The 12310-nt window shown below is 52.6% G+C and carries 13 protein-coding genes; 7 read left to right on the top strand and 6 right to left on the bottom strand.

Annotated features, from left to right (window positions below):
• Window positions 1–147, top strand: a 147-nt coding sequence (locus JRG72_03680) for a hypothetical protein (GenBank protein ID MBW2134322.1), incomplete at its 5' end; no start/stop codon positions are given.
• A gap of 201 nt (window positions 148–348) precedes the next feature.
• Here the strand turns inward: JRG72_03680 and JRG72_03685 are convergent.
• The 5 genes from JRG72_03685 to JRG72_03705 all read right to left on the bottom strand — a co-directional run bounded on the left by JRG72_03685 (window position 349) and on the right by JRG72_03705 (window position 4968).
• Complete coding sequence (locus tag JRG72_03685; protein MBW2134323.1) at window positions 349–1026, bottom strand: tetratricopeptide repeat protein; 678 nt, start codon at window positions 1024–1026, stop codon at window positions 349–351.
• A 10-nt stretch (window positions 1027–1036) separates the two neighbouring features.
• On the bottom strand, window positions 1037–2320 hold the full coding sequence (locus tag JRG72_03690; GenBank protein ID MBW2134324.1) for a tRNA-dihydrouridine synthase: 1284 nt from the start codon (window positions 2318–2320) through the stop codon (window positions 1037–1039).
• Window positions 2307–2819, bottom strand: coding sequence for a tRNA (adenosine(37)-N6)-threonylcarbamoyltransferase complex ATPase subunit type 1 TsaE (tsaE, locus tag JRG72_03695; GenBank protein ID MBW2134325.1), 513 nt, complete (start codon window positions 2817–2819; stop codon window positions 2307–2309). The genes JRG72_03690 and tsaE overlap by 14 nt, the downstream gene beginning before the upstream one ends.
• Before the next feature lie 122 nt (window positions 2820–2941).
• Window positions 2942–3397, bottom strand: coding sequence for a CBS domain-containing protein (locus JRG72_03700; GenBank protein MBW2134326.1), 456 nt, complete (start codon window positions 3395–3397; stop codon window positions 2942–2944).
• Window positions 3373–4968: an NAD(P)H-hydrate dehydratase gene (locus tag JRG72_03705; GenBank protein MBW2134327.1), complete on the bottom strand. Its 1596-nt coding sequence runs from the start codon at window positions 4966–4968 to the stop codon at window positions 3373–3375. The genes JRG72_03700 and JRG72_03705 overlap by 25 nt, the downstream gene beginning before the upstream one ends.
• Before the next feature lie 507 nt (window positions 4969–5475).
• Between JRG72_03705 and hisH the strand changes: the two genes are divergently transcribed.
• From hisH to JRG72_03735, 6 genes are all read left to right on the top strand, one after another.
• Window positions 5476–6108: an imidazole glycerol phosphate synthase subunit HisH gene (hisH, locus tag JRG72_03710; GenBank protein MBW2134328.1), complete on the top strand. Its 633-nt coding sequence runs from the start codon at window positions 5476–5478 to the stop codon at window positions 6106–6108.
• Window positions 6102–6881 (top strand): imidazole glycerol phosphate synthase subunit HisF, encoded by a 780-nt coding sequence (gene hisF, locus JRG72_03715; GenBank protein ID MBW2134329.1) that lies wholly within the window; start codon window positions 6102–6104, stop codon window positions 6879–6881. The genes hisH and hisF overlap by 7 nt, the downstream gene beginning before the upstream one ends.
• A 34-nt stretch (window positions 6882–6915) precedes the next feature.
• On the top strand, window positions 6916–7899 hold the full coding sequence (locus JRG72_03720) for an RNA polymerase factor sigma-32 (GenBank protein MBW2134330.1): 984 nt from the start codon (window positions 6916–6918) through the stop codon (window positions 7897–7899).
• A 130-nt stretch (window positions 7900–8029) separates the two neighbouring features.
• On the top strand, window positions 8030–9781 hold the full coding sequence (locus JRG72_03725) for a tetratricopeptide repeat protein (GenBank protein MBW2134331.1): 1752 nt from the start codon (window positions 8030–8032) through the stop codon (window positions 9779–9781).
• Window positions 9778–10584: a DUF4292 domain-containing protein gene (locus JRG72_03730; protein MBW2134332.1), complete on the top strand. Its 807-nt coding sequence runs from the start codon at window positions 9778–9780 to the stop codon at window positions 10582–10584. Before JRG72_03725 ends, JRG72_03730 begins: the two co-directional genes overlap by 4 nt.
• Window positions 10581–11069, top strand: coding sequence for a Mut7-C RNAse domain-containing protein (locus JRG72_03735; protein MBW2134333.1), 489 nt, complete (start codon window positions 10581–10583; stop codon window positions 11067–11069). The genes JRG72_03730 and JRG72_03735 overlap by 4 nt, the downstream gene beginning before the upstream one ends.
• Before the next feature lie 272 nt (window positions 11070–11341).
• Here JRG72_03735 and JRG72_03740 read toward each other — a convergent pair whose 3' ends face one another.
• The gene (locus JRG72_03740) at window positions 11342–12253 is read right to left on the bottom strand and encodes a hypothetical protein (protein ID MBW2134334.1); all 912 of its coding nucleotides are present in this window, start codon (window positions 12251–12253) and stop codon (window positions 11342–11344) included.
• Between the last annotated feature and the right edge of the window lie 57 nt (window positions 12254–12310).

A 12310-nucleotide genomic window follows, 5' to 3' on the forward strand; every position in this document is an offset into this window, starting at 1 on the left:
GCCTTGAAAGGTGCAGTCAAAGAAGTTATAGGCCCAGAAGAAGCAACCCCTGCAAAAAAACAAACGGAAATAATACAGCCGCAAATGCAAAAAACCTTGAATGCCTTAGAGAGAGCCAAAACTGCATTAAAAAAAGGCAAGCGCTAACAAAGGCGGCCATCGGGCTAAAGCCATGAAGTTGATTGATCAGGCGATTGACGAAGTTAAGGCTGGGATTAAATATGCGAAAACTAAAAAACAATGTGTATAGTCCGTCTCCAGAATTCTCTTTGGTCGGAGTTATACCAAAATCAAGCCAGCTTGCCAGATAATCTGACAAGCTGGCTGAAGAGGGCCAGTTTTCCTTTTTCAGCCCTGATTTTGTTTCAGGATTTGAATTTTTTCCTCAATCAGGGGGGTGAACGCGGCATCAGGATGCTGTCCTAATAACCGGCGATAGCAGGTAAGAGCTCGAGCCCGATCTCCAGCCTCCTCGTAGAGCATTGCCTGGCGTCTTAGCAGTTCCCCCCGATATGGCAGTTTGTGGTCTTTTACCAGCGGTTCGAGAATCTCGGCGGCCCGTTGAAATTGCTTCTGGCCTTCCCAACAATAACTCAGACTTTCGGTCAGCAACACCTCCAAGCCAGGGTCTCCCCCCCGTAAAGATTCATAAATTGCCGCGGCCTCGGCATATTTCTGCTGTTGATAAAGCAGTTGGGCCTTAAACAGCCGAGCCTGAAAGGCGGCCCCGCTGTCCGGATAATCGCTGATGACCTGTTGTAAAGCCGCCAGACTCTTATCCACCTCTCCTGAAGGGGACAACTCTGGCCGCACCTTTTCCAATGACACCGCCGCGCTTATGGCGCGCTGCTGGTAAATTTTATGGATAACCGCCCACCCGGCCCCGGCCAGAATTACCAACGTGAAGCCCAGCAGCAGGATTTTAAGATTCTTTTTACAAAACTCAAGGAGACGGCTGGAAAAACTAATAAATTTATCTTCATTTTTAACAAACGGTTTGCGAGGGGTAAGCATTTTCTTGGCCATTTTTAGGTCCTCAACAATCGGGCATCAAGCGACAGCGGCAATAACGGGGGGCCTCGGGCGGCACTGGCTCCAGGGGTTCGCCGCAGATCGGGCATCTCTCCAAGTCAGGTGGGTATAAAATCTCATTATCGCCCCGCCAATGTTCGGCCTTAAGGGTATTTTCAATCTGGTCCGGCACCCCGCACTCCCGAAAATCCATGATTTTGGCAGGCGATAAATTTTGGGGCGGCAAAGAGTATTGCGAATGATATCTCAAGGCCAGATAGGGATCCCACATGGCACCGGTGCAGGACAGAGCGGCGTCCGCCCCCAGGTCCAAAAAATTTTGGAAATCCTGAGGAGTCAGGATACCCCCGACCGCCAAGATTTTAAAATCGTAGTGCTTCTGTTCTCTAAGACTGGCCAGGCGGCGAATAAAATCCCGGGCCAGAGCTTTCAAGGCATAACCGCTGACCCCGCTTGCGGTCCGACCGGGTCCGGGCAAGGCCTGCCCCCCCTGTTGATCGACCACCGTCAATTTCAAGGAATTGATTGCCACCATCCCATTAACATCATCGCTAACCGCGGCCAGCAGCTCGGCCAGACGCTGATCCTCAGCCAGGTAACCGACTTTGATGAGCACTGGCAGGTCTTTGACCTGCTGTCGCACCGCCCGGGTGATCTGCCGGGCAAAGTCCGGGGCTTCATAGATGTGACCCTCGGCGACCGGAGCGTTGGGGCAGGAAAAATTTAGCTCGATGGCCTCAGCCCCGGCCTCAGCAGCCAGAGCCGCAGCCCGGACAAAGTCCCGGATAAACCTAGCCGGATGATTATCCTCGGCCGTCCCCACCACACTGACGATCAGCATCTGCCCCGGTTGCAAGTAATCTTTACTTTTAGCAATATCCGGCTGCCAGACTTCCGGGGACTGGGAGGGCATGCCCAGGGAATTGGTCATACTGATCTCGGTAAGCGGCCGATAGCGGTTCGAGACCTTCACCGAGTCAGGAATCGCCCCGCGCTCCCAAGGGGCGGAAGCCCCGATCAGCAGGCAATTGGGGTAGGTCAGACTGGCCTGGGGCCTAGTGCGAACTGTCTTGTAAGTTAGGATATCGAAGCCCAGCCGGGCATAGAGCCGAACCCAGCAGGAGTCCAGGAGCAGCCCGGCCGGAATCCCCAACCGGGAATTGAGCTTTTTTCCGAAAAACTCATGGCGCGGCTGGCCCACTAAAGTAAACGGCAGGGATTCCAACGCCAAATTGGGACCATGAGCCAGATTGGCCTCATAACTCTTGCGGATATCATAAACTGACATCAGATTCGATTCCGCCTGGCTGATTTACTATGGTTTTATGACCATATTGATTCAATAATTTTTCACCCCGCGGGCCATGAGCGCGGAAAACCAATTCTCGGCTCTGCTCCCCCGTCCAGATCAAGGTGACTTCCAGATATTCCTCGGGCAAAGCCCCGGCCAGGCGTTCGGCCCATTCGATGACGGTGACATAGGGTCCGGACCAATATTCCTCCAGCTCCAGTAAAAAGTCCGGACTAAGCTGCTCCAGCCGGTAAAGATCAACGTGTATCAGGGTGAGACGGCCGGCATATTCGTGCACCAAAACAAAAGTGGGGCTGGCGACTAAGCCCGGTGGCACTTCTAAACCCTGGGCCAAACCGTGGACCAATTCGGTTTTCCCCGCCCCGAGCTCGCCGATCAAGGCAATCACATCGCCCGGCTGCAGGCCGGCCGCCAGCCTGGCGCCGATGGCCTGGGTATCTTCTGGGCAAAGGCTGGATATCCGTAGTTGATCCATCCTCTTATTAATATATTACTCGGTTCATAAAATAATTCAATCGGAGCCAGAGAGAAATTGGTCTGGGTAGGGGTACTTTTGGTCCCCAGGTCCTCCTTAAATTAATTAACCATGTTTGCTTTTCAACCCTCCTGCGACAGGGAGCGGACAATGTCTATTTTGCCGATGATGCCGATCAGTTTGCCGTCCTCGATCACTGGCAAGGTATGCACCTTTTTGTTGGCCATCAGGGTGGCAATTTCGTCCACCGGCATGTTTCCAGTAATGGTAATGGGATCCGCGGTCATAACGTCGGCCACGGTGCTGCCCAACAGCTTTTCCAGCTTCTTTTTGAATTGCCCCGGGGTTTCCAGAAAGATATGGGCGTCCAGGATGGTGATCACATGGGGCAGGTCAAATCTCTTGGCCCGATCGATCAGGTCGCTCTGGGTAGCGACGCCGATCACCCGTCCCTCCGCATCGACTACAGGCACGCCGCTGATCCGGCTGTCGGCCAGCAGGCGAGCCAGTTCCAGCACCGAGGCTTGGGGGGCGATAGTAATCACCTGCCGGGTCATGATATCACGCGCTTGTAACATCCCTCCTCCTCGACTTCGGGCAGCTGGCCCAGGGCAAACTCCTTGATAACCTCCGGCAACTCGTCTAGCAATTCCCCGGCCAGAAGGCCGCATTCTCCTTGCAAATTAGCCCATTGATCAGCCGCCAGCCCATGGAGATAGACCCCCAGCCGGGCGGCGTCGAAAGCCGCCAGCTTCTGAGCCAGAAATCCGCCGATCATGCCGGTCAGCACATCGCCCGTGCCTCCGGAAGCCAGGGCGGGATTGCCGGTGGGATTGAGGCTTAGCCGCCCGTCGGGGGCCGCCACCACGGTCTGAGCTCCTTTGAGCACCACTATCACGTTATAGCGGCGGGACAGTTCCTGGGCCTGTTCCAGGCGCTGGCTTTGAATATCCTTAGTAGTTATGCCTACCAGCCGGGACATCTCCCCCGGATGCGGCGTGAGGATAATCGGCGCTGAGGCCGCCTCCAGGCAGGTCAGCTCATCAGCTAGGGCATTGAGACCATCGGCGTCGATGACCATTGGGACGGGCGAGCGGCGCACCAGGTCCCGCACTAGTTGAGCGGTTTCCGGGTGGGTGCCCAATCCCGGGCCCAAAGCGATCGCGGATTTGCCGGCCCAGAAGGCTTCTAAGGGAGCCAAGGCGGCTGTTCCCAGCGCCCGTGCCCCGGAAGCCTCGGGCAGGGGCAAGGTCATGGCCTCGGTGAGTTTAACTTCCAATATATCATTGAGGCTGGCCGGAACTCCGGCAGTAACCAGACCAGCCCCCACCCGCAAACCAGCCAAGGCGGTCAGGGTGGCAGCACCGGTCTTGCCTTCGGACCCGGCTATTACCAATAGATGACCATAAGTGCCCTTGTGACTGGCAAAAGGCCGGGAGGGCATCAGAGAGCGCAGTTCTTCGGCTTCTGCCAATTCGATCGGCATGGTGGCGGCCAGGGCAGGCGGAATGCTGATATCCACCTGCCACAGGCGACCGACATAATCCCGACCCGGAGGCAGGATCTGTCCCAGTTTGGGCCAGCCATAGGTCACGGTCACCGCCGCCTCTACCGCCACCCCCAGAGGTTGGCCGCTATCAGCACATAATCCTGAAGGGAAATCCACCGCCAGTACCGGCACCGGCAGCTCATTGAGCAATTCAATCACCTGTTGGTACAGGCCTCGTACCTCGGCATTAAGACCGGTACCGAACATGGCATCGACAATCAACTCGGAGTTATAAACATCTCTGATTCGTGGAAGCAAGGCCTCTCCGCTGGTCACTTCCTCTACCCTTACCCCGATCTGCTCCAGGATGTCTAAATTAGTAAGAGCATCTCCACGCACTTGGGCCTTTTCGGCCAGCAGCAGCACTTCCACGGGCAGACCCTCATGAGCCAGATAACGGGCGACGACGAAGCCATCACCGCCATTGTTGCCCCGCCCAGCGATAACCAATACCGGTCCGCTCAGGTCAGGAAACTCCCGCCGTAGGATCTGGTAGGTGGTCCGCCCGGCGTTTTCCATTAATACTATCGATGGGATGCCGATTTCCTCGATGGCCTGTCGATCCAGTTGCCGCATCTGGGCCGCAGTAAGCAGTTTCATGAATACTAACCTCAGACCTCCTTGCTATGCCATGAAATCCTGCGGTTTGAATCTGTACTGCCGCCAGCCCGCAGGTTGAGCAGGAAGCACCCTCCGGGGCGGTCTCCTGATCTTTGTTAAAACATAGCATAATCAAAACAATAGGCAAGAGATTATACCCTTAAAGGTTTGGGTTTCCGGTATTTATTAAATATTTATATAATTTTAATAGGTTAACATTTTTATGGGTTGGGTCTAAGGTTAAGACCGGAATCATTAATTTCCATCCATTGGATAACAAGGCTCACCCCTCTTAGCATTTAAAAGCTTGATTTGAGAGCAGGGTCGGGGGACCGCCAACCATCTGTTCTGCTTACCTAAGTTCGGTCATCCTCGGGTTGGCCGGTTTCTCTAATCAACTTCTAATTGAGGATAATCTTATTGACTCTTGTGCCTTAGACTGTTAAATTTTTAAATAGTTGTATATTAGAAAAATTTTGGTGGGCAGGATAACCGGTCCAAAAAGAGTTGATTGTCATCATTGATTATGAAGCGGGCAACTTGGCCAGTGTGAAGCGATCGCTGTCCGCCCTAGGAGCGGAGGCGGTAGTAACCCAGGACCCGCAGGTAGTGACCCAGGCGGAGCGGCTAATTTTTCCAGGCGTCGGGGCGGCGGGTCAGGCCATGGACAATCTGAGATGCTGGGGACTAGACCAAGCGCTGCGCCAGGCTTTTAAGACCGGGACCCCCATCCTGGGCATATGTTTGGGAGCCCAGATAATTTTGGATTTCAGCGAAGAAAATGAAGTCCCATGTCTGGGGTTGCTGCCGGGGCGGGTCCGGGCTCTGGCCCGACTGTATCCTGGAATTCAAGGCGAATCGCTTAAAATACCCCACATGGGCTGGAACGAAGTAGATTTTCTCCGTCCCCATCCGGTCTTTCAAGGCTTGCCGAATAAGGTGGAATTTTATTTTGTCCACAGCTTTTATCCAGCCCCGGCCGTGGCCCAGTGTGTTTTGGGGGTCACCACCCATGGAGAGCCCTTCCCCAGCGCTCTGGGTAGCGGTAATCTGGTTGCCACCCAGTTCCACCCCGAAAAGAGCGGGCGGTTTGGTCTTGCCGTGTTAAAAAACTTCCTGGCTTGGGACGGCACATGCTGAGTAAACGAATAATTCCTTGTTTAGATGTCCGAAACGGCCGGACCACTAAGGGAATAAGATTTAAAAATAATATCGATATCGGTAATCCGGTGGAAATGGCTCGGTTTTATTATGAGGCCGGAGCCGATGAGATCGTCTTCTATGATATTACTGCCTCCAGCGACCGCCGGGAGATCATGATCGACGTGGTGCGACAGGTGGCCCGAGAGATCTTTATTCCCTTTGCCGTCGGGGGCGGCATCCGCTCCCTAGCCGATATGCGGGCGGCACTCCTGGCCGGGGCAGAAAAGGTTAGCGTCAATTCGGCTGCTGTCCAGGACCCGGAACTGATTCGGGAAGGGGCCCAATCTTTCGGCAGTCAATGCATAGTCCTGGGGATGGATGTTAAACAGGTAGCCAAGTCGGGGAAGATTCCCTCGGGTTATGAAGTGGTAATTAATGGCGGACGCACCTTTATGGGAATCGATGCCTTGTGGTGGGCCCAAGAAGCAGTGCGTCTGGGAGCGGGAGAGATCTGCCTCAATTCCATCGATGCCGACGGCACCAAGAAGGGTTATGAGCTTAATCTCACTCGGATGATTTCGACGGCGGTGTCAGTACCGGTGATTGCCTCGGGCGGAGCTGGGACCCCGGCCCACCTTTACGAGGTCTTGACGGCCGGAGCCGCGGACGCGGCGTTAATCGCGTCCATGGTGCATTATCACCTTTACACCATTAAAGAATTAAAAGATTACCTTAATCAGCAGGGAGTTAAAGTTCGACTCTACTGGTAGCAGTCTATCCTCCCGAAGGAGTTAGAAACCATTTATGGGAACCCAAAAAACCACTTTAGAACCTGAAGAGATTGAAATTTTGGAACCTTTCCCTGGCTCCGAAGCGGAATCGGTGGAAGGCGAAGTGGAGCCAGAAGTCGAAGGGTCGCTGATCGGACTCGATCCCTTGCAGCGTTATCTGACCGAGATTAATCGTTATCCGCTGCTCCATCCCGAGGAAGAAAAACAGTTGGCCCAAGATTATGTCGAAACCGGGAATCCCGAGGCAGCTTATCGGTTAATTACTGCCAACCTGCGGCTAGTAGTTAAAATCGCTTTGGACTTTCAGCGCTATTGGACGAAAAATTTACTGGACCTGATTCAAGAAGGTAATATCGGCCTTATGCAAGCAGTGAAGAAATTCGATCCCTATCGCGGCATTAAACTCTCTTACTATGCTTCTTTCTGGATTAAGGCCTATATTCTCAAGTTTATTATGGACAACTGGAAGTTAGTCAAGATCGGCACTACTCAATCGCAACGCAAGCTGTTTTATAACCTTCGCAAAGAAAAAGAAAAACTCGAGGCCCAAGGTTTTGACCCGGGACCCAAACTGCTGGCGCACCGCCTCAAAGTAAAAGAGGAAGAAGTGATCGAGATGGACGAGCGTCTGGGAGGCTGGGAATTATCTCTGGATGCCCCGCTCAAAGAAAACTCCGAGGAACTGCATAAAAACTCCCTGGCGACTCCCGAGCCTTCAGCCGAAGAACATCTGGCCCGGCAAGAAATGAAGGACATCTTTAAGGATAAACTCAAGCAATTCCGAAGCGGTTTGAAGGATAAAGAAAAAGATATCTTAGACTTACGCCTGCTGGCCGAAAAGCCCTTGACGTTGCAAGAGATCGGCACCCGACACCAAATTTCCCGGGAACGGGTGCGCCAGATTGAAGAGCGTCTGTTAAATAAATTACGTCAGTTTATGCAGGAGGAAATCCCGGATTTTGGGACCTACCAGTCCCTGGTCACTGATCCGGGTTAATAGCAGGAAAAGGATTGCTTCCTAACCGTGGTAAACAGGATCCCACAACCCTGATGGGCAGGGTCCAAAGCTGACGCTTCCGGGCCGGATCACAGATGAATCAATATGTTGGATTTAAAAGGTGGGGAGGATGACATTTAGGACCATAAGGTGCCTGGTTTTTGCCTTGGGAATACTTGGTCTGGCGTTAGTTTGGGTTCTGGCCGGATGTCACCATCGGGTTGCGGTTACGCCTGACTCTTCCTTGGCTGAGAGCGGTCCTTCTCCAGATTCTCCTCAAACTCAGGCTTTTTGCCATTATCTGCAGGCCCAATGGTATCTGTTTAATGCGCAACTGGACCCAGCCATCACCGAATACCAGCAGGCCATCAAATATGATCCCCACTCGGCGGAATTGGAGACCGAACTTGCTACCCTTTATCTGCGCCAAGGAGAGGTGAAAGAGGCCCTGACCCATGTTGAAAAGGCTATCACCTTAGACCCCAATTATCTGGAGGCGTACCAGCTGCTAGCCGGCTTGCGGGCCGGACTGAACCAGTTAACGGAAGCCATTACTGGCTATGAAAAGATTGTCGTCCTGGACCCAGAAAATCAAGAAGCCCATTTTTTTTTAGCTACCCTTTATGCTCAGCAGGGAAATTTTGCCAAGGCCACTCATATTTTAAAGAAATTATTAAAGAAGAATTCTAAACTACCCTTGGCCCATTATTATCTGGGGAAAATCTATCTGGAACTGGGTCAAATGGACTCTGCCAAAGAGGAATTTTATCAGGCCCTGAATCAGAAACCGGATTTTATTTTACCGATGTTTGACCTGGCTTTAGTCTATGAGCGGGAAGAGAATTTTCCCCAGGCCGTCACCATCTATCGCCGCATATTAACAAGGTACCCCACCAATATCCATGGCTTGGCCAATTTAGGACGGCTCTATCTGATCATGGGTCGTGATTCCGAAGCCAGGCAGATCTTTGATAAAATCAAAACCTTAGAAAAAAATGATCCGCGCCTAAGGTTTAAGATCGGACTGATTTTTTTGGAACAGAAACATTATGATGAGGCTATCCGAGAATTTCGGGAGTTGTTGGCCACCCGGCAAGGTTCAGACCGGATCCGGTATTTTCTAGGTGCGGCTTTAGAAGGAAAAGGCAACCCGGAGGCAGCCTACAAGGAGTATCAACAGATCCACCGGCTTTCCGACAGCTATATTCCGGCCTGCTTACGTCTGGCCCATCTCCTGGCCCGTCAGAAGAATTATGAAAAAGGCATAAACCTGATTAAAGAGACGCTGTCGCTGGCACCCGATCAAGGGGAATTATATGTCACCCTGGCCATGCTTTACGAAGGGCAGAAACAATTTTCCCAGGCGATTGAGGTCTTACAGCAGGCTCTTAAGACCTCTATAAACCCTTCCGAAGTCTACTTTCGCTTGGCAGTGATCTATGACAAACTAAAAAATCGGGGAGAGAGTCTGCGCCAGATTAAGAAGGTCCTGGAACTGGAGCCCAAGAACCCGGATGCCTTAAACTTTGCCGGATATATGTATGCCGAAGAAGGGGTCAACCTGGATGAAGCCGAAAAATTAATCCTCGAGGCCCTGGAAGCCGAACCCGAGGCAGGTTATATCATCGACAGCCTGGGGTGGGTCTATTTCAAAAAAGGGCTATATGACAAGGCCATTGCACAATTGGAAAAGGCCTATCGGAAAATGCCCGATGATTGCACTATCGCTGAGCACTTGGGAGATGCATACTATAAGAAGGCCTTCTATCACAAGGCTCTGAAAGTCTATAAACGCGCCATACAGTTGGATTGCGACGACAAGCCAAGACTGGAGAGAAAGATTCAGCGCCTGGAAGGCTTGATTCAGGAGTTGTCTCTGTGACCCTTGACCGGTCTTCTCATTTCAGACTGCTTGCCGTGGTCAGCGTCTTGGTCTGGCTGGCCGCCTGTGCCCGGGTGCCAATAGAGACCAAAATCCGTCCCGACATCCACTCGGCTCAAGACTTACGGGCGCGACTCTTGGCCCGAGCTCAGGCTATTCAGAGCTTCGAAGCCAAGGGCAGGGTAACCTATATCTCTCCCGACCAAAAATATAATGGCACTGCTAATTTCCTGGGGTCCAAGCCTCAAACTTTGCGGGTCGATGTGCTTAACTTCTGGGGGCAATCAGCCCTGTCTATCCATACCGATGGGGATGAATTGCAGATTTTGGACTATCGCCAGGGAAAGCTGTTTCGCGGCCCCGTGACCACCCGCAATCTGGCCGCCTTTATCCCTCCGGTAAAAATCTCCGAACTATTGGAGGTTCTTACCGGCAGCGTAGTCTTGTCCCCGCAAGGACCGGCCCAGATGACCTATATGGCGGAGCAGGACCAGTACCGCCTGGACCTGAGTAACCAAGATCGCCCCGGTCATACTGTCCTCTGGGTTGACGCCCAGAATCTGCAAATCATGGCCGGGGAATGGTCCGATGCGCAGAAACAACTTTTATTTAAAGTAAAATTCCAAGACTATCAGCCCGAGGGCAGATATACCCTGCCCCACCAGATTATCCTGACCACTGGCGACAATAAGCGTCAACTCCGGCTGCATTATCGGGAGTTGACGGTTAATCCGCAAGTTACTTCAGAAGCTTTAACTCTGATGGTGCCCGCCCAGGTTCAACAGGTACCCTTCCCGCCATGAGATTTATCGTTGATCAGACTCTGGGCGGCCTGGGAAAATGGCTGCGACTTTGCGGTTTTGATACCGACCAGAAGCTGATCCGGGTCCAGGACATTGACAGTCTACCCTCTCCGGAACAGGATACCTATATCTTAACCAGACAGTCGGCCCTGGGCCGCGGTAGCGCTCGAAACGATATATTGGTGGTGACCGCTGATAGTCCGGAAGCGCAACTGGCTGAGGTTATCACCGCCCTCCGTCCGCCTCCGGATCAGTTCGATCCCTTAAAGCGGTGCAGCCGCTGTAACCAGCTCTTGGTGCCAGTATCCCGAGAGGAAGTCAGGGGACGGGTGCCGGAACATATCTTTCAGCACCATTACCAGTTCTTTGAATGTCCCGGCTGCCATCGGGTTTTTTGGGCCGGCAGTCATGTCGCGGCAATCTGCCGCCGCCTTCAGGCCCTGACCGATCAGCGGCCTGGCCCGAAACCAGATTCTCCAAGTTAATTAAAGATGGCCACCAAAGCCAGATTAGCTACCGATACGGTCATCGGGGCATTCGCGGAAATAAATATTAACGGGCAACAATCACGCTGTGGTTGAAATTTTATACGAATGTTACCTTTGCTCTGATAAATATGGTTTAATTGAAGGATATAATCATATAAAATTTTACCTTCTATTAAGAAAAATTTTTTGAGAATCGCTATAGCTGGCTCTCGGAATGACGGGTTTTCCTGGCAACCTCACATTTGAGTCCGGTGCCAGGGCGGCTCAGCCTATCCGGTTAACAGAAATTCCCGGACCAGGCGTTCCCAACCCAGCTGGGGATAGTGACCAAAGACGTCGTCGACAATAGTCCCACCGTCGGGGAGGGTAACTCCTACCGAAGATTCCAGCAGACTCAGAAGGCGGTGGGCCTCGTTATTGGTCCAGGCCATATTTTCATCCCCAAAAAGTAAATTTTCCAGATTGGGCTTGAGGTTGGTGGGATTGACCACAAACAGCCAGCCCTCGCCATAAGGATCATCATGGGCCAGGCGAGGCTGACGCCGCACCTTGGGATTAACGGCTTCGATAATGCCATCCACCGGAGCCATGACCGCGGCTTTTTTGCCCTGGCGGGCCAGGGCCAGTCCTATGACACCTTGATTGGCTTCATCCCCGATATTGGGCAGTTGCATTTCCTCTGCGGGTCCTAACAACCGCTGGGAGAAATCATCCAGTCCGATGCGGATGCGGCCGGCGTTTTCCACTGCGGCCCAGGCGTGGCCGCAATGCAGATAGATGCTGGTCGGCACCTGAAAGCCGAAAATCTCCTTGACTTGGGGACGCAGCGGGGTGAAAACTTCCAGTTGCTCTTCCAACATCTGGTCAAAAGGACAGCGGTAACACTCATAATTGTAAGCGCAGAAATAGGCCGGAATGCGGCCTGTAAGCATATGACGGCATTTCTGATCCAGACCGGCCCGTTGCCGCATCTTGTCCTGCCAGGGTATGATCTCGCCCTTTTTCCCGGGTGCAGGCTTCCCAGCCTGGCGCAGGGCAATATTGTGTTCCGCGGTTTTGGTCATGGCTTGGTCAAAGGGGCAGGTATTACAATCATAATTATGATCGCAGAGCTTATATTTGACCACCCCGGCCTGCATCCAGATACAATATTTATTATCACGGGGGGCTTTCTGTCCCATGGCTAAGTCCTCCTTGAATCTTTTAAACAGAAAAGATAAATTTCCACTAATGCAAAT

Source organism: Deltaproteobacteria bacterium (assembly GCA_019309545.1).
GTDB lineage: Bacteria > Desulfobacterota > Desulfobaccia > Desulfobaccales > Desulfobaccaceae > Desulfobacca_B.

What these genes read in the sequence shown, in the direction of transcription:
- JRG72_03700 (MBW2134326.1), bottom strand. Translation starts at nt 3,397, where the DNA reads ATGTTACAAGCGCGTGATATCATGACCCGGCAGGTGATTACTATCGCC.
- JRG72_03725 (MBW2134331.1), top strand. Translation starts at nt 8,030, where the DNA reads ATGACATTTAGGACCATAAGGTGCCTGGTTTTTGCCTTGGGAATACTT.
- tsaE (MBW2134325.1), bottom strand. Translation starts at nt 2,819, where the DNA reads ATGGATCAACTACGGATATCCAGCCTTTGCCCAGAAGATACCCAGGCC.
- JRG72_03720 (MBW2134330.1), top strand. Translation starts at nt 6,916, where the DNA reads ATGGGAACCCAAAAAACCACTTTAGAACCTGAAGAGATTGAAATTTTG.
- JRG72_03735 (MBW2134333.1), top strand. Translation starts at nt 10,581, where the DNA reads ATGAGATTTATCGTTGATCAGACTCTGGGCGGCCTGGGAAAATGGCTG.
- JRG72_03705 (MBW2134327.1), bottom strand. Translation starts at nt 4,968, where the DNA reads ATGAAACTGCTTACTGCGGCCCAGATGCGGCAACTGGATCGACAGGCC.
- JRG72_03685 (MBW2134323.1), bottom strand. Translation starts at nt 1,026, where the DNA reads ATGGCCAAGAAAATGCTTACCCCTCGCAAACCGTTTGTTAAAAATGAA.
- JRG72_03690 (MBW2134324.1), bottom strand. Translation starts at nt 2,320, where the DNA reads ATGTCAGTTTATGATATCCGCAAGAGTTATGAGGCCAATCTGGCTCAT.
- JRG72_03740 (MBW2134334.1), bottom strand. Translation starts at nt 12,253, where the DNA reads ATGGGACAGAAAGCCCCCCGTGATAATAAATATTGTATCTGGATGCAG.
- hisF (MBW2134329.1), top strand. Translation starts at nt 6,102, where the DNA reads ATGCTGAGTAAACGAATAATTCCTTGTTTAGATGTCCGAAACGGCCGG.